The sequence below is a fragment of the Aquamicrobium defluvii genome (assembly GCF_004363725.1).
GTDB lineage: Bacteria > Pseudomonadota > Alphaproteobacteria > Rhizobiales > Rhizobiaceae > Mesorhizobium > Mesorhizobium defluvii.
Map to the genome: position 1 here is coordinate 22,311 of NZ_SNZF01000006.1, position 15,572 is coordinate 37,882.

16 protein-coding genes are annotated in these 15,572 nt (G+C 63.5%); 8 read left to right on the forward strand and 8 right to left on the reverse strand.

Going from position 1 to position 15,572, the window contains the following annotated elements; all coding sequences use genetic code 11:
* The first annotated feature begins 3 nt into the window (after positions 1-3).
* Complete coding sequence (locus tag DES43_RS06185; protein WP_035024686.1) at positions 4-1,155, forward strand: PA0069 family radical SAM protein; 1,152 nt, start codon at positions 4-6, stop codon at positions 1,153-1,155.
* A 283-nt stretch (positions 1,156-1,438) separates the two neighbouring features.
* Positions 1,439-2,104: a ribonuclease HII gene (locus DES43_RS06190; protein WP_035024687.1), complete on the forward strand. Its 666-nt coding sequence runs from the start codon at positions 1,439-1,441 to the stop codon at positions 2,102-2,104.
* A gap of 274 nt (positions 2,105-2,378) precedes the next feature.
* On the opposite strand, the gene DES43_RS06195 is transcribed toward DES43_RS06190, so the two are convergent.
* The 6 genes from DES43_RS06195 to DES43_RS06220 all read right to left on the reverse strand — a co-directional run bounded on the left by DES43_RS06195 (position 2,379) and on the right by DES43_RS06220 (position 6,462).
* The gene (locus DES43_RS06195) at positions 2,379-2,870 is read right to left on the reverse strand and encodes a F0F1 ATP synthase subunit B (RefSeq protein WP_035024688.1); all 492 of its coding nucleotides are present in this window, start codon (positions 2,868-2,870) and stop codon (positions 2,379-2,381) included.
* Between the two features lie 11 nt (positions 2,871-2,881).
* Positions 2,882-3,475, reverse strand: a complete 594-nt coding sequence (locus DES43_RS06200; protein WP_035024689.1) for a F0F1 ATP synthase subunit B — start codon at positions 3,473-3,475, stop codon at positions 2,882-2,884.
* A gap of 58 nt (positions 3,476-3,533) precedes the next feature.
* Complete coding sequence (locus DES43_RS06205) at positions 3,534-3,758, reverse strand: F0F1 ATP synthase subunit C (RefSeq protein ID WP_035024691.1); 225 nt, start codon at positions 3,756-3,758, stop codon at positions 3,534-3,536.
* Positions 3,759-3,824: 66 nt separating this feature from the next.
* A complete protein-coding gene (locus tag DES43_RS06210; RefSeq protein WP_035024693.1) occupies positions 3,825-4,586 on the reverse strand; it encodes a F0F1 ATP synthase subunit A in 762 nt (253 codons plus the stop codon).
* Positions 4,587-4,646: 60 nt separating this feature from the next.
* Positions 4,647-5,048 carry an AtpZ/AtpI family protein gene (locus tag DES43_RS06215; protein ID WP_035024695.1) on the reverse strand — a complete coding sequence of 134 codons (402 nt, stop codon included), beginning with the start codon at positions 5,046-5,048 and terminating at the stop codon, positions 4,647-4,649.
* A gap of 220 nt (positions 5,049-5,268) precedes the next feature.
* Positions 5,269-6,462, reverse strand: a complete 1,194-nt coding sequence (locus DES43_RS06220; protein ID WP_035024697.1) for a cell wall hydrolase — start codon at positions 6,460-6,462, stop codon at positions 5,269-5,271.
* 161 nt (positions 6,463-6,623) lie between these two features.
* On the opposite strand from DES43_RS06220, the gene DES43_RS06225 reads away from it, so the two are divergent.
* Entirely contained in the window at positions 6,624-6,977 is a 354-nt protein-coding gene (locus DES43_RS06225; protein ID WP_035024698.1) for an ArsC family reductase, read from the forward strand.
* 69 nt (positions 6,978-7,046) lie between these two features.
* On the opposite strand, the gene DES43_RS06230 is transcribed toward DES43_RS06225, so the two are convergent.
* Together DES43_RS06230 and DES43_RS06235 are read right to left on the reverse strand one after the other, a co-directional pair.
* Positions 7,047-7,397, reverse strand: a complete 351-nt coding sequence (locus tag DES43_RS06230; protein WP_035024701.1) for a DUF488 domain-containing protein — start codon at positions 7,395-7,397, stop codon at positions 7,047-7,049.
* Positions 7,398-7,400: 3 nt separating this feature from the next.
* Entirely contained in the window at positions 7,401-8,675 is a 1,275-nt protein-coding gene (locus DES43_RS06235) for an aminopeptidase (protein ID WP_035024703.1), read from the reverse strand.
* A gap of 254 nt (positions 8,676-8,929) precedes the next feature.
* Between DES43_RS06235 and DES43_RS06240 the strand changes: the two genes are divergently transcribed.
* The 5 genes from DES43_RS06240 (at position 8,930) to DES43_RS06265 (ending at position 15,514) form a co-directional block, all read left to right on the forward strand.
* Entirely contained in the window at positions 8,930-10,105 is a 1,176-nt protein-coding gene (locus DES43_RS06240) for a YbfB/YjiJ family MFS transporter (protein WP_245264659.1), read from the forward strand.
* Between the two features lie 86 nt (positions 10,106-10,191).
* Positions 10,192-11,451, forward strand: coding sequence for a peptide antibiotic transporter SbmA (sbmA, locus tag DES43_RS06245; protein WP_035024705.1), 1,260 nt, complete (start codon positions 10,192-10,194; stop codon positions 11,449-11,451).
* 147 nt (positions 11,452-11,598) lie between these two features.
* On the forward strand, positions 11,599-12,264 hold the full coding sequence (locus DES43_RS06250; protein WP_035024708.1) for a tetratricopeptide repeat protein: 666 nt from the start codon (positions 11,599-11,601) through the stop codon (positions 12,262-12,264).
* Positions 12,265-12,267: 3 nt separating this feature from the next.
* Positions 12,268-13,701 (forward strand): ribosome biogenesis GTPase Der, encoded by a 1,434-nt coding sequence (gene der / locus DES43_RS06255; RefSeq protein WP_035024710.1) that lies wholly within the window; start codon positions 12,268-12,270, stop codon positions 13,699-13,701.
* A 457-nt stretch (positions 13,702-14,158) separates the two neighbouring features.
* A complete protein-coding gene (locus DES43_RS06265; protein ID WP_035024713.1) occupies positions 14,159-15,514 on the forward strand; it encodes a glutamine synthetase family protein in 1,356 nt (451 codons plus the stop codon).
* Positions 15,515-15,572 lie beyond the last annotated feature (58 nt).

The window sequence follows — 15,572 nt, forward strand, 5'->3', positions numbered from 1 at the left end:
AGAATGGAACAGATCGTACAGGCCGACGTTGCAGCCTTCGGAACAGGGCGCGCCGAAATGGGCAATGCAATGATCGAACAAGGCGGGCTGCGCGCACGACCCGACTGGATTCGCGGGCGCGCGGCCGGCATCAATCCCTCGGGGCGTTACGAGCCTGTCAGCCGACACGTCTTCGACGACGGCTGGGAGAGCCTTGAGGAACTGCCGCCGTTCCGGACGGAGGTGCAGGTGGAACGGCCGCGCACCATCATCACCCGCAACACCTCGCCCGACATTTCCTTCGACCGCTCCATCAACCCCTACAGGGGGTGCGAGCATGGCTGCGTCTACTGCTTCGCCCGGCCGACCCATGCTTTCATGGGCCTGTCGCCGGGGGTGGATTTCGAGGCGAAGCTGTTCGCCAAGCCCGATGCCGCGCGCCTGCTCGACAAGGAACTGTCGAAAAACGGCTATACGCCGCGCACCATCGCCATTGGCACCAATACCGATCCTTATCAGCCAATCGAAAAGCAGTATCGCATCATGCGCGAGATACTGGAGGTGCTGGAGGCGCGCGGCCATCCGGTCGGCATCGTCACCAAATCCGCACTGGTGGCGCGCGACATCGACATCCTGGCGCGCATGGCCGAACGGGGGTTGGCCAAGGTGGCGCTGTCGATCACCACGCTGGACCGCAAGCTCGCCCGCACCATGGAGCCACGCGCAGCCACGCCGGCGAAGCGGCTGGAAACAATCCGCCAGCTTTCTGATGCAGGCATCCCGACATCGGTGATGGTGGCGCCCATCATCCCCGGCCTGAACGATCAGGAGATCGAGCGCATCCTCGATTCCTCTCTCGCCGCGGGTGCGCGTGAGGCCGGCTATGTGGTGCTGCGCCTGCCTCTGGAAGTTGCGCCGATCTTCAAGGACTGGTTGCTGCGTCACTATCCGGACCGCTACCGGCATGTCATGTCCCTGATCCGCTCCATGCGCGACGGCAAGGACTACGATGCGGAGTGGGGCAAGCGCATGAAAGGTGCAGGTCCCTATGCCTGGCAGATCGGCCGCCGCTTCGAGATCGCGGCAAAGAAGCTCGGCCTCAACACGCGGCGAACGACCCTGCGGACCGACCAGTTCATTGCGGGCAAACAGAGCGAACAGCTGATGCTGCTCTGAACCCGGAAACCCGGCACCTGACCGGCCATCGCACGCGCAGGCATGTTTCCTTCGATTTCCCGCGATGCCGGAGTTGCAAGAGTTTTGTACCGCCGCCCGCTTGCCACGCGGGAGAAACGGCAATGCGTATGCGTTCCTGAGTTCCCCGTCCTGATGAACTGACGTCCCGGTTCGTCATCGGCCGGCCGGCGTTCCCCTCGCCGCCGGCTTCCCTTCCCGACGCTTCCCCGGCGGCCGGAAGGGGCTTGCGGAGAATCGGGGCCGGTGCGAACCTCGCCGCATTATGGTTCGTACGCGCCCCGATTCTCCTCTCCTGTTCGAAATCGTTCAACGCCCCGACTTTTCTTTCGAGACTTCGGCGGAAGCCGAGGGCTTGTGGCCTGTCGCCGGCATGGATGAAGCCGGACGCGGCCCGCTCGCCGGCCCCGTGGTGGCGGCAGCGGTGGTGCTTGATCCGGACAACATTCCGGCCGGCCTTGACGATTCCAAGCGGCTGAACCACGCGCAGCGCGAGGCCCTGTTCGAAACGATCCTGCATTCGGCCAGGGCGGTGGCCGTTTCTTCCGTATGCGCGGAAAGCATCGATACCACCGACATCCGCAAGGCCAGCCTTGAAGCGATGCGTCGTTCCGTATGCGGACTTTCAGTCCGGCCGAAGCTGGCGCTCGCCGATGGCCGCGATGTGCCTCCCGGCCTGCCCTGTCTCGGCCGGGCACTGGTCAAGGGCGACCAGCGCTCCCAGTCGATTGCCGCGGCTTCGATCGTCGCCAAGGTCATTCGCGATCGCATGATGATGGATTGCGGACGGCGTCACATGCATTATGGCTTCGAAATCCATATGGGCTACGCCACCGTGCGCCATCGCTCCGCTATCGTCGCCCACGGCCCGGTGCAAAGGCTGCATCGCATTTCCTTCGCGCCGTTCCGTACGGCCGACAGCGACGCGTAAGCGAACAGCTCGTACCATCCCAAGCTTCGCCAAAGTCAAAGCGAACGTTTCCGGTATGGAGACCTGAACTCCGGCGCACAGAGTTGGGGGCGAACCGGGTGGCGCTGCGGACGTCGGGACAGATCAGGGCTGCCACTCCATCCGTTTTCTTTCGCCGTATTTGTGCTGCGTGAGGTAATTCCACCTGACGTGAAATACTCTGGCCCCGCTGTGTGTACAAAAAAACCGCCGGGTTTCCCCGGCGGTTTTTCAGATTCAGAGTTTCCGGCTTCGCTCAGTTCAGGCGGGCCTTGACTTCCTCAACCGACTTTTTGAACAGGTCGGCATCGGCCTTGCTGTCCGTCTTGTCACCAAGAACCTTGCGGGCGGCTTCGACCGCCAGATCGACGGCCCGAGCCCGAACCTCGCTGACAGCGTCGCGTTCGGCCTGGGCGATCTTCTGCTCGGCCATGCTGGTACGGCGCGCCACATAGTCTTCGGTCTTGCGCTTGGCCTCGTCAGCCAGAGCGACAGCCTCGCGCTTTGCGATCTCGACGATCTCGGCAGCTTCCTGCTCGGCTTCCTTGCGCTTCTTCTGGTATTCGGCCAGCAGGGCGTGCGCTTCCTCGCGCAGACGCTTCGCTTCCTCAAGCTCGTTGCGAATCCGTTCGGCACGCTTGTCGAGCGCCCCGGAGACCATTCCCGGAACCTTGAGGTAAATGCACAGCGCGATGAAAATCACCAGCGCGATCGTTGCCCAGACTGTGGCGAGAGATGTTGCGTCCATGTCCCCTGCCCTCAACCTGCGACGGATTTGACGGCGGAAGCCACACCGGCCTTGTCGGCCTTGCCGACGAGCTGCTCGATGATGGCGGAGGCCGTGGATTCTGCAATGGTTCCGACGTCCTTCATGGCGCTGGACTTGATCGAGGTGATGTGTGCCTCGGCCTCGGCCAGCTTCCTGTCGAGCTCGGTCTCGACCTTCTTGCGGGCAGCGTCGGCCTCGGCTTCCGCGGCTTCGCGGGCCTTCTGGCCGATGGCCATGGCGCCGGCGCGGGCCTGCGCCAGTTCCTGTTCATAGGCGGCCACCGCAGCGTCCGCCTCTTCCTTCAGCCTTGCGGCCTGATCGAGGTCGCCGGCGATCTTGCCGGAGCGCGTCTCGACGATGCCGGCAAGCCGCGGCATCGCAACCCGCTTGAGGAACAGGTAGAAGAGACCGAACGTGATGGCCAGCCACACAAGCTGAGAAGCGAAGCTCTCGGGATTGAAGGGCGGAAACAGACCTTCCTCAACGGCCTCATGCGGAACTTCCGTTCCGATGACGATACCCGTCTCGGTCGCGCCCTGATCCGCAGGCGCCGTTTCTTGCCCGTAGGCTGGTGTCACGAACATCTTTCGTCCCTGTCATTCGGGCCGGCCGATCTGCAGCGCGGCCCCGGTCGAAGGCAAATCAGCCGAACAGCGCCAGCAGGGCGATGAGCAGCGAGAAGATGCCCAGAGCTTCCGTCACGGCGAAGCCGAACACGAGGCGGCCGAACTGGCCGTCAGCGGCGGACGGATTGCGCAGCGCGCCGCCCAGATAGCTCGAGAAGATGTTGCCGAGGCCGATGGCCGCGCCGCCCATGCCAAGGCACGCGATACCGGCACCGATGTACTTTGCTGCTTCAGCTTCCATTTCTTCAACTCCTTGTGGAATGGCTTTTCAGGTTTCGTCGACGCAGACCGTCTGCGAGCGATTTCGTCAGTGCCCCGGGTGCAGGGCGTCGTTGAGATACATGCAGGTCAGGATGGCAAACACATAGGCCTGCAGGCAGGCGACCAGCACTTCAAGGCCGGTGATCGCGACCGTCATGATCAGCGGGAGCACGGCGCCGGCGACACCCACGCCGCCCAGCGCGCCCAGCGACACGATGAAGCCGGCGAACACCTTCAGCGTGATGTGGCCAGCCAGCATGTTTGCAAAAAGACGCACGGAGAGACTGACAGGGCGCGAAAGGAAGGAGACGACCTCGATGATCGCGACCAGCGGAATGAGAATGGCGGGGACGCCGCTTGGCGCAAACAGCTTGAAGAAGCCGAGGCCATGCTTGGCAAGACCGTAAACCAGCACCACGCCGATAACCAGCACCGATAGAGCGAAGGTGACGATGATGTGGCTGGTGACGGTGAAGAAATAGGGGAACAGGCCAAGCAGGTTCGCGACCAGAACGAACATGAACAGCGAGAACACGAACGGGAAGAAGCGCATGCCCTGGCTGCCCGCCGAATCCTTCAGCATGTTGGCGATGAACTCGTAGGTCAGCTCGGCCGAAGACTGCCAGCGCGTCGGCACCAGATGGCGGCCGGAGGTGGCGAGGTAGAGGAACGCCGAGGCCACGACGACGGTCACGACCATGAACAGCGAGGAATTGGTGAAGGAAAGATCGTAGCCGCCGATCTCGATCGGGACGATCTTGTTGATATGGAACTGGTGGATCGGGTCGACCTTGTCAGCAGCTGCCACGTTCAGTCCTCATACGGCCGCTTGCGGCCTTGCCTTAAATTGCCTTCGCGCCCGAGGCGCCTACTCATCCTTCGGACCGGCTGGGGGCTTACCCTGCCCAAAACCGGCCATCAAGCCTGCGGAACGCAGAACGTTGAGCACGCCAGCCGCAAATCCGACAAGCAGGAAGACTACGAGACCCCAGGGCGAGGTTCCGGCAAGGTGATCCACCATCCAGCCAATGGCGATGCCCACCACCACGCCGGCGATGAACTCGCTGGACAGCTTGAACGCCTGGCCGTAACCAGTCGAACCGCCCGCTTGCGCGTTGTCTTCCCCCTCAAACGCCTTCGGATGCCGTGCTGCCAGAGATGCCCCAAGCTCACGCCGACGGCGCTCAAGTTCGTCGTCGCGGATGTCGCCTTTGCGGTCATTCCGCGGGCCGGTCTCTCCGGTTCCGTCTGGCCCATTGCTGCCGGCCATCGTAACCTCCCTGCCCAACGTCAAGTCCGCCGTCGGTCTGCATCCAGTTGGCGCGCAACATAGTTACAGCCCTCCCGCCCGTCAAGCCACGCAGGGGTTTTCAAAAGCAAAGTATTCAACCTGTAAAATCAATTACTTACGGAGATGCGACATACTGCCCATCAACAGGGGGCGATATGGGAGAGAGAATCTCCCCCTCCTACCGCCGGCGGGAAGCGCCTCAGCTCCAGCCACCGCCATAGGTGCGATAGAAGATGTGGAGACCGATCCTGGTCATCTTCTTCATGCTGCGCGCCCAGCCCGGATTGACGTAGCTGGCGTAGTAATGGGTTGCCGATCCGACCTCCGGCAGGAAGATCTTGCCGGCCGTCACGGCAAGGGCGATTTCTTCCGCAACCTTGTAGTGACGCGGCTCTGTCACGCGCTTCTTGCGGCCATCGCAGGCGAAGGAGAACTGGCAGCGGTTGAGCCAGTGGTCGTTCTGATAGACAACGCCGCAGATCGATGCCGGGTAGCTCGGGTTGCGCACCCTGTTGAGCACGACCTGTGCGACCGCGGCCTGTCCACGCAGGGATTCGCTGCGCGCCTCGAAATAGATGGCGTTGGCGAGACATTTCTGTTCCGCCTTGGAGAATACCGATGCAGGGAGCGGATTGCGCATCCAGGCATGGTCGCCCTTGCTCATCGGCGGAATGAAGCGGCCGCCGCCGGGCTCCTCTTCCTGCAACAGCGCCTTGAACGGAGAGGATTTGGCATAATCCACTTCGGCCGGCGCATAGGCGGTGGCCAGAATGTCGGGCTTGTCGTTGGTGACGAGGCTTGCCAGCATGCTCGAAACGCCCCTGGCCGGCTTCGGCTCCTCGCGCAGGTGGAAGGCCGACGCGATCTGCACTTCCTTGCCTTTGATCTTCGGCTTGGCGAAGGCCATCTTCATGCCGCCGTCGAGTCCCGGGCGCAACAGCGAGGATGTGCGCTGGAAAATCGAACCGGCGCTGAAGTTCTTCGGCGGGGCAACGGGCGCAATGTTGACCAGCCGGCCGCTCTTGCCCTGCCTCACGACGCGATCCTCGTCCGGCGTTTCGTCGATGATGCCGCTTTTGGAGCGGAAGGCCACCTTGCCAACGCCCGGCAGCGCCACGCCCGAACCGGAGAACGAGGCTACGGTCCCGGCCGAAGCGGCGGATGCCTGGAACGGCATTTCGGCAGCCTGTGTCGAGCCGACGACGGACTTCTCGATATAGGCGTTCCATCGCGCATTGGCGTCGAGCCCCGAAACGAGGCTTGTCATATCCTGAAAGGCGGTGACGGTAGGGGAACCGACCCATATGCCAAGCCCGACGACCAGAGGCGCAAGGAAAGAACGCTGCCTGCCACCGGCGGCGGCCAGCGGCCGCGTCAACACACGTCGATGCACGAAAACTCTCCAGAACGCTACGGAACCCACTGGAGATGAAAATGATGCATTAACCTTGATGGGCGGTTAACGGGAGAGGATTTCCCGTCGCAAATCCGGCCTGACAAGTGCGGGCGAATCGGCTTCAGTCCGCGCAATCATTTCAGTGTGAGGAAAGTCAATTGACGATCACCATGTACGGCATCCCCAATTGCGACACGATCAGGAAGGCACGGAACTGGCTGGAAGGCCACGGCATTGCCTATGGCTTCCACGATTTCCGCGCCGACGGTCTGGACAGGGGCACGCTGGAAGGCTGGATCGGCAAGGTCGGCTGGCCGGTGCTGCTCAACAAGGCCAGCACGACGTTTCGCAGCCTTTCCGAGGCCGAAAAACAGGATCTTGGCGAGGACAAGGTCAAAGAGCTGTTGCTTGCCCACCCGACGATGATCAAGCGCCCGGTGCTGGACATGGGCGGGAAGGTTCTGGTCGGCTTCAAGCCCGATATTTACGCAGCGGAGGTCGCAAAGGCGTAGGCCGGCAACACCCGGCAGCATTTGCAGGCGAGGTTCCGGCAAGCATTCCGGAACCTCGGAGGGGAAATATCAGGCTTCCCTGAGATAGGCCGCCAGTGCGACGGCATTGTTGTGCTCTTCGTCATGGGCGGCAAACAGCAGCGTAACCTTGCCTTTGGCCGTCAAGGCACGCAACGCGGCAAGCGCCTCCCCTCTGCCTTCCAGTTCTGCCCGGTAGCGCTTCTGGAACTCATCCCAAAGCGCGGGATCATGGCCGAACCAGTGGCGCAGTTCGTCGCTGGGCGCGATGTCCTTCAGCCACAGGTCGAGATGCGCCTTCTCCTTGCTCAGACCCCGTGGCCACAGCCGGTCGACCAGAACGCGCTGCCCGTCGCTTTCCGCAACGGGCTCATAGACGCGCTTGACGGCCAGCGCAGCCATGGCTCAGGCCCACTCGCCGGCGCGCATCACCGGCACAGTGCTGCCATCCTCGCGGATGCCGTCGATGTCGACCTTGTCGGAACCGATCATCCAGTCGATGTGGATGAGGCTCTTGTTGCCGCCGCGCGCCGCTATTTCCTCAGGAGTGAGCTTGTCGCCGCCGACAAAGCACTTCGAGTAGCACTGGCCGAGCGCGATGTGGCAGGAAGCGTTTTCGTCGAACAGCGTATTATAGAAAAGAATGCCGCTCTTCGAGATCGGCGAGGAATGCGGCACCAGCGCCACCTCGCCCAGCCGGCGCGCGCCTTCGTCCGTATCGAGCACCTTGTTCAGCACATCCGCGCCCTTCGAGGCTGTCGCCTCGACAATGCGCCCATCCTCGAAGCGCACCGAAATCTCGTCGATCAGCGTGCCCTGATAGGATAGGGGCTTGGTCGAGGAGACATGACCGGAAACGCGCAGGCGGTGCGGCGTGGTGAACACTTCCTCGGTCGGGATATTGGGATTGCAGGTGACGCCGTTCTTCGCGGTGGACGCCCCGCCCATCCATTCATGCCCATCGGCAAGGCCAAGCGTCAGATCGGTGCCCGGCCCCTTGAAATGGAGTGAGTGGAAGCGGTGGCCGTTCAGCCATTCCGTGCGCTTTGCAAGGGCTGCATTGTGCTCACGCCATGCGCCCACCGGATCGTCATTGTCCACACGGCTGGCCGCGAAGATGGCGTCGGCAAGCTTCCTGACAGCGACCTCGTCGGTTTCGCCCGGGAAGACCTGCCGCGCCCATTCCACTTCCGGATAGGCCAGGATGGTCCAGTTGATGTCGAAGCCGGTGATCTTCTCGAGAGCGGGCTGGTAGGCGGTGGAATTGGCCTTGTTGGCACGCGCCACTTTCGCCGGGTCCTGCCCCGACAGCAGGGACGGGTTGTCGCCGCGCACGGCAAGGCGCGCCGCATTCTGCGAATAGGCCCTGGCCATGCCCTCATGCAGCCAGCCGGCGGCACGGTCGAAGCTGGCGTCCGAGCCATAGCGGAAACGGGCGAGCGTGATCTCGTCATCGGAGAAGATCGGCGTCACCAGACCCGCGCCGGCCTTGTAGGCCTGCTCGACGATCCTGCGCGTCAGCGGCAGGGCGGCGATGGAGGAGGTCAGCACCAGATCCTGCCCCGGCTGGAGCTGGAGGCCAACCCTGATCGCAACCTCGGCCAGCCGGTCGAGCTTCACCGGGTCGATGACGCCGGAAAATTCGCCGGCGGATGCAATCGAGGGAGCGTGTGCTGTCATTGTCCTTGAACCCTGAAGATTGGGGCATGTCGCCCGAAAGTGGGAACCGGTTTCGGGCGACATGCGCAACAAAAAGTACTTAAAGCGTAAGGAGCGAATCTGAAAGACCGCGCCGCGCTTCAAGCGCGCCAAGGCTTCTAGATAGACCCGCCGGGGACGCCTTTCCAGCTTTATGCACAGAAGCCTCGCCACTGCTGCTCTGGCCCAATGAAAGCCGGATTGTATCGGCAGCGCGCATACATATGGTGCGAACCATGAACGTCGTACCCGATCCGCCTTTGCGTCTTGCCCCCCTGCGCTTTGCCTTTTCCGGCATGGCTGCCCTTGCCGTTGCCATGGGCATCGGGCGGTTCGTCTATACGCCGATCCTGCCCGGCATGATGGAAGGGCTCGGCATGTCGGCGTCGGATGCGGGGCTGATCGCTTCGGCAAACTATCTGGGTTACCTCGTCGGCGCGCTGGTGGGAGCCGGGGGCTGGGCGCACGGACGCGAGCGGCAGGTTGGGCTGGCCAGCCTTGCCGCCAGCGCAGCGCTGGCAGCGGCAATGGGGCTTTTCACAGGGCTCATTCCCTTCCTTGTCATCCGTTTCCTCGCGGGCGTGGCCAGCGCCATGACGATGGTGTTCATGACCAGCATCGTCTTCAGCCACCTCGCGCTCGCACGCCGCAACGACCTGCAGGCCCTGCATTTCGGCGGCACCGGCCTCGGCATTGCGGTGTCGTCCCTGCTGATGATGGTTCTGGCCACCGTGCATGCACACTGGACCGCCGGCTGGTACTGGTCGGGGGTGCTTTCCCTTGCCGGACTATGTCTCGTCGCGGTTCTTGCCGACGAAGGACCCGTCAACGGCGCCAACTCGGGCCGGGAACCGCGCCTGCCGCGCGATCCGGGGCTCTACAAGATCATCTTCTCCTACGGGCTCTTCGGTTTCGGCTACGTGATCACCGCAACCTTTCTTGTCGCCATCGTGCGCCAGAACGGGGAGACGCGGGTGTTCGAAGCGCTGGTATGGCTGGTGACGGGCGCGGCGGCGGTGCCGTCCCTGTTCCTGTGGCAGAAACTGGCCGACCGCAGCAACATCTACACCGCCTATGCATTGTCCTGCCTTGTCGAAGCCGTCGGCGTCGCCGCAAGCGTCATGATTTCCGGGCGGCCGGGGCCGATCATCGGCGGCGTGCTGCTCGGCGCCACATTCATGGTACAGACGGCCCTCGGCATACAGGCGGGCCGCCAGTTTGCACCGCTGGCCACGCGCCGCGTCTTCGCCATCATGACCGCATCGTTCGGGCTTGGCCAGATTATCGGGCCGCTCGTTGCCGGCATCCTCGTGGAATGGTCCGGAAATTATGTCTCCGCTTCGCTGCTGGCCGCCGGCGTGCTGGTGCTGGCGGCCGCCACAGCCTGGTGGGCTGCGCCAAAATCGCCATGATTTTGATCTTGCTCGGTCAAGACGAAATGTGACCTTATGGCCGCCACCCGGCCATAGCGCCGTTGCGCGCCAATAAGGAACCGCCCTTGTTCGTATCCTTCTTTCCCAAGCCGAAGCTGTTCTTCATGTCGGTGGTGCTGTGGAGCGCCGTGCTTGTTGCTGCATGGTTTCTCGGCGGGGCGCAGCTCGGAGCCCTGATCGGACTGCCGCCGGCCGCGCCGGATGCGCCGCCGATCATCGGCGTTTCGATCTTCTGGTCGCCGCCCTTCATCTGGTTCTACATCTATTTCCTTTTCGGCGTGCTGCTCTTCTATGGCTTCTGGCGCTGGTATTCGCCCAATCCATGGCTGCGCTGGTCGATCCTCGGCTCCGCCCTCATCCTGTTCGTCGTCTATTTCCAGGTGCAGGTCTCGGTGGCGGTCAATGCCTGGTACGGGCCCTTCTACGATCTCATTCAGGCCGTCCTTTCCAAGAGCGAGACCGCCACGCCGGAACAGCTTTACCGCGAGGTCGGCAGTTTCGCGGGGCTCGCTTTGGTGGGCATGAACGTGGCGGTGCTGAACGCGTTCTTCGTCAGCCACTGGATATTCCGCTGGCGCACCGCGATGAACGACTACTATGTCAGCCACTGGGAGAGGCTGCGCCATATAGAAGGAGCCTCGCAGCGCGTTCAGGAAGACACGATGCGCTTCAGCCAGATCATGGAGAGCCTGGGCGTCGCCTTCGTCGATTCGATCATGACGCTGATCGCCTTCACGCCGGTGCTCATCAATCTCTCCCGGCACATCGGCGAGCTGCCCATCGTCGGCGAGGTCGCGCAACCGCTGGTTCTGGCAGCCATCGCATGGTCGCTTTTCGGAACCATTGCCCTGGCCGTGGCCGGCATCAGGCTGCCTGGCCTCCAGTTCCGCAACCAGCGCGTGGAGGCCGCCTACCGCAAGGAACTGGTCTATGGCGAGGACCATGAGGACCGCGCCCAGCCCGCCACCCTTGCCGAATTGTTCTCCAATGTGCGCCGTAACTATTTCAGGCTCTATTTCCACTACGTCTATTTCAACGTCGTGCGCTACACCTACCTGCAAGCCAACAACATGTTCTCCCTGCTGATCATGGTGCCGTCGATCGCGGCGCAGAGACTGACGCTCGGCCTGATGAACCAGATCAGCTACGCCTTCTCGCAGGTGACCAGTTCCTTCCAGTTCCTCGTCAACTCATGGTCGACCATCGTGGAACTGTTGTCGGTCTACAAGCGCCTGCATGCTTTCGAGGCCACACTGTCGGGCGACGAGCTGCCCAAGCTGGACCAGGAATACATCGAGGCCGGAGGTGTCGAGGAGCGGGCGTGAGCAGGTTTCCCGGCCGTTTGCCCCGACTTGCCCATGGCAAGGCGCCGCAGCCGGGGTGAATTTCGGCTGCGCCCCTTCCATGCCGGCGAAATTCAGCTAAAACGCAGGCAAACGACCGCCATGCGGCACAGAAACGGTTTTGAGTGAATGGCCGACGACAGCTTTATCCGGGAAGTCAACGAAGAGATCCGCAAGGAGCAGGCCAAGGCCGTCTGGGACCGTTTCGGCCCGCTGATGATCGGCATCGCCGTTCTCGTCGTGCTGGGGACATCCGCCTTTGTCGGCTATCGCCATTGGGACGAAAGCCGTGCCAATCGTTCGGGTGACGCCTTCTCGCAGGCACTGACCCTCGCCAACGAGGGCAAGGAGGAGGAAGCGCTGGCGGCGCTCGCCCAACTCCAGAAGGACGGCTACGGTGCCTATCCGGTTCTCGCGCGCCTGCGCGCCGCCACCTTCAAGGCCGACAGCGGCGATGTGGCGGCCGCCGTCACCGAACTCGATGCCGTCGCCGCCGACAGCGCCATTCCGCAGGGCCTGCGCGACATGGCGAAGCTGCGCGCCGCCCTGCTTCTGGTCGACAGCGGCTCCTACGCCGATGTTTCCACCCGCGTCGAGGCGCTGGCCGTGGATGGCAATGCGCTGCGCCATTCCGCCCGCGAGGCGCTGGGGCTTGCCGCCTGGAAGGAAGGCAAGGCCGCCGACGCGCTGAAGCTGTTCGACCAGATCGTGGAAGATCAGCAGTCCCCGCAGAATATTCGCCAGCGCGCCACTCTCATGTCCGAACTGATCCGCGGTTCGGGCCACGCGTCGTGATGCATGACCTTCAAAGCCGCCATCATAGGCCGGCCTAACGTCGGCAAATCCACGCTCTTCAACCGGCTGGCGGGACGTAAGCTGGCGCTTGTCGACGACACGCCGGGCGTGACCCGCGACCGCCGCGTCCATGCGGCAAAGCTCTACGACCTCGCCTTCGAGGTGATCGACACGGCCGGTTTCGAGGCTGCGCCCGCAGCCACCCTGCCCGGCCGCATGCGCGCGCAGACCGAGATCGCCATCGACGAGGCCGACGTCATCTTCTTCGTGGTCGATGCCAAGGCCGGGCTGATGCCCGACGACCGCACCTTCGCCGACATCGTGCGCCGCTCCGGCAAGCCGGTGGTGCTGGTCGCCAACAAGGCCGAAGCGCGCGGTGCGCAGGGCGGTTTGCTGGAAGCGTGGGAACTGGGGCTCGGAGAGCCGGTGCCGGTCTCGGCCGAGCATGGGGTCGGCATGCCGGACCTGCGCGACGCCGTGGTCGAGGCGCTTGGCGAAGAGCGCACGCTTGGCAAGGATGAGGAAGAAGATGAAACGCTTGCCGCCAGCGAAGTGCTGATCGGCGAGGACATCGCCGATCCCGAAGCCGAAGCGCCGGCCTATGACGAGACCAAGCCGCTGCGCATCGCCGTGGTCGGCCGTCCCAATGCCGGCAAGTCCACGCTCATCAACGCGCTGATCGGCGAGGAACGTTTGCTGACAGGGCCGGAAGCCGGCATCACCCGCGATTCCATTTCCGTCGACTGGGAATGGCGCGGACGGCAGATGAAGCTGTTCGACACCGCCGGCATGCGGCGCAAGTCGAAGGTGCAGGAGAAGCTGGAGAAGCTTTCGGTGGCCGACGGGCTGCGCGCCATCCGCTTCGCCGAAATCGTCATCATCGTGCTCGACGCAACCATCCCCTTCGAGAAGCAGGATTTGCAGATCGCCGACCTCATCATCCGCGAGGGTCGCGCGCCGGTCATCGCTTTCAACAAATGGGACCTGATCGACAACCCCCAGCAGCTTCTGGCGGAACTGCGCGAGAAGACCGAGCGGCTTCTGCCGCAGGTGCGCGGCATACAGGCGGTTCCAGTCTCGGCAGAAACCGGCCGTGGCCTCGACAAGCTGATGGATGCCGTGGTGCGTACCCACAAGGTCTGGAACAGCCGCGTTTCCACCGGCAGGCTGAACCGCTGGCTGGAAGGCATCCTCGCCCACCATCCGCCACCGGCCGTGGCCGGGCGCCGGCTGAAGGTCAAATATGTGACGCAGGCCAAGACCCGCCCGCCGGGCTTCGTCGTCTCCTGCTCGCGGCCGGAAGCCATGCCGCAATCCTATGTGCGCTATCTGGTCAACAATCTTCGCGAAGCCTTCGACATGCCCGGCGTGCCGATCCGGGTCGCATTGCGCACCTCGGACAATCCCTTCGCGAACCGGGCGCGCAAGAAGGGCTGACTCCCGGCCGGCCGGGCGCGGCTTGGCAAGTCGGCATCCTCCCGATATGGTGTCTTCTCAGGACGGTTCGGTCCGCACGAACCGCAGGGATGGCGCCGGGGGGACGCATGGTTTTTGCTTGCTCTCGGGAGCCTTCCGCAGGCTTCAATGGGGGCAAGTTCAGAAATTCCGGGGAACAGGACATTCCGGTCCCGACGACCGCTGACCCGACACAATGCGCGCAGGCAGCGCCGCCTCTCCCGCCCTCCTGACATTATCATGGATTGCCGCGCCGGGGCGCGGCTCGCATGCGTGCGGTTCCTGGAGCATTTCCGCTTTTCCTCGAATCGCAGAAACGCTCTAACCTTTTGTTTTTACACAATTCCGAACGCAAAACCGCTTCGCACTTTTGCTGGAATTGCTCTGGCGGGCCCGCCGCGTCCCTCACCCCTATGTTCAATCAGCCCGGAGGTATCAATTGAGTGAAGCGATCAGGGAAGTGCTGGACTGGCTCGAGAGTCGGCCGGACGTCCAGAGTCTGAGGGCCGCGGTCTGCGACCTGAACGGCATCATGCGGGGCAAGCGCATTCCCGTCGATCAGGCAGTCAAGGCACTGGAAGGCAAGCTGCGCATGCCGTTTTCGGTGTGTGGCGTCGATGTATGGGGCGAGGACATCGTCGGCAACAAGCTGGTGTTCTCCACCGGCGACGCCGACGGCATCTGCCAGTGGACAGGACGCGGCATCCTGCCGATGGAATGGACCGCGCACCCCACCGCCCTCATCCCGCTCTGGCTCACCGACGAGAGCGGCGCGCCCTTCCTCGGCGATCCGCGCCAGGTGCTCGCCCGTATCCTCGACCGCTACAAGGCGCTGGACCTGACGCCCGTGGTCGCCACCGAACTGGAGTTCTATCTGGTCGATCCGAAGCCTGAACGCCCGCGCGGCCCCGTCTCGCCCGTCACCGGGCGACGTCTCGATTCCGACGCGGCGCTGTCCATCGACGAGATCGACGATTTCGAGGGCTTTCTGCACGATGTGTACGCGGCCTGCCGGGCACAGGACATTCCCGTCGATTCGGCGATCGCCGAAAACGGCGTCGGCCAGTTCGAGATCAACCTCAACCATGTCGACGATGCGCTGCGCGCCGCCGACGACGCCATCCTGTTCAAGCGCACGGTGAAGGGCATTGCACGCAAGCACGGCTTCATCGCCTCGTTCATGGCCAAGCCCTACGGCAAGCGCTCGGGCAGCGGGCTGCATGTCCACTTCAGCCTGATCGACAAGGACGGCAACAACGTCTTCGACGACGGCACGGCGCGCGGTTCCGACATATTGCGCCACGCCGTGGGCGGCCAGCTTGCCGCGATGGCCGAAAGCACGCTGGTGTTCGCACCGCACTTCAACTCGTTCCGCCGCCTGCGCCCCAACTCCCACGCACCGACCGCCGTCGCCTGGGGTTACGAAAACCGCATGGTGGCCATCCGCATTCCGGGCGGACCCGCTTCGGCGCGCCGCATCGAGCATCGCGTGGCCGGAGCCGACGCCAACCCCTATCTTGTGCTGGCGGCGATCCTGGGGGCAGCGCTCATCGGCATCGAGAAGAAGCTGAATCCCGGCGAGCCGGCAACGACCGATGTCTATGAACGCGACCTGCCCAAGCTGCCGCCGGACTGGGCCTCGGCCATCGCCAGTTTCGAAAGCGGCAACCTCGTGGCGGAGATATTCCCCGATGCGCTGCGCGGCTGGCTCGTCGCGTGCAAAAGGCAGGAACTGGAAACCTTTGCGCTGAGGGTCAACAATTTCGAGTTCGAGACCTATCTGGAAGCGGTCTGATTCCGTGGCGGCGGCGGATCGGAAACCCGCCGCCGCCACGGCGGACTTATACCCATGT

What these genes read in the sequence shown, in the direction of transcription:
- DES43_RS06200 (WP_035024689.1), bottom strand. Translation starts at nt 3,475, where the DNA reads ATGTTCGTGACACCAGCCTACGGGCAAGAAACGGCGCCTGCGGATCAG.
- DES43_RS06195 (WP_035024688.1), bottom strand. Translation starts at nt 2,870, where the DNA reads ATGGACGCAACATCTCTCGCCACAGTCTGGGCAACGATCGCGCTGGTG.
- DES43_RS06215 (WP_035024695.1), bottom strand. Translation starts at nt 5,048, where the DNA reads ATGGCCGGCAGCAATGGGCCAGACGGAACCGGAGAGACCGGCCCGCGG.
- DES43_RS06185 (WP_035024686.1), top strand. Translation starts at nt 4, where the DNA reads ATGGAACAGATCGTACAGGCCGACGTTGCAGCCTTCGGAACAGGGCGC.
- DES43_RS06205 (WP_035024691.1), bottom strand. Translation starts at nt 3,758, where the DNA reads ATGGAAGCTGAAGCAGCAAAGTACATCGGTGCCGGTATCGCGTGCCTT.
- DES43_RS06235 (WP_035024703.1), bottom strand. Translation starts at nt 8,675, where the DNA reads ATGACAGCACACGCTCCCTCGATTGCATCCGCCGGCGAATTTTCCGGC.
- DES43_RS06240 (WP_245264659.1), top strand. Translation starts at nt 8,930, where the DNA reads ATGAACGTCGTACCCGATCCGCCTTTGCGTCTTGCCCCCCTGCGCTTT.
- der (WP_035024710.1), top strand. Translation starts at nt 12,268, where the DNA reads ATGACCTTCAAAGCCGCCATCATAGGCCGGCCTAACGTCGGCAAATCC.
- DES43_RS06250 (WP_035024708.1), top strand. Translation starts at nt 11,599, where the DNA reads ATGGCCGACGACAGCTTTATCCGGGAAGTCAACGAAGAGATCCGCAAG.
- DES43_RS06230 (WP_035024701.1), bottom strand. Translation starts at nt 7,397, where the DNA reads ATGGCTGCGCTGGCCGTCAAGCGCGTCTATGAGCCCGTTGCGGAAAGC.
- DES43_RS06190 (WP_035024687.1), top strand. Translation starts at nt 1,439, where the DNA reads ATGGTTCGTACGCGCCCCGATTCTCCTCTCCTGTTCGAAATCGTTCAA.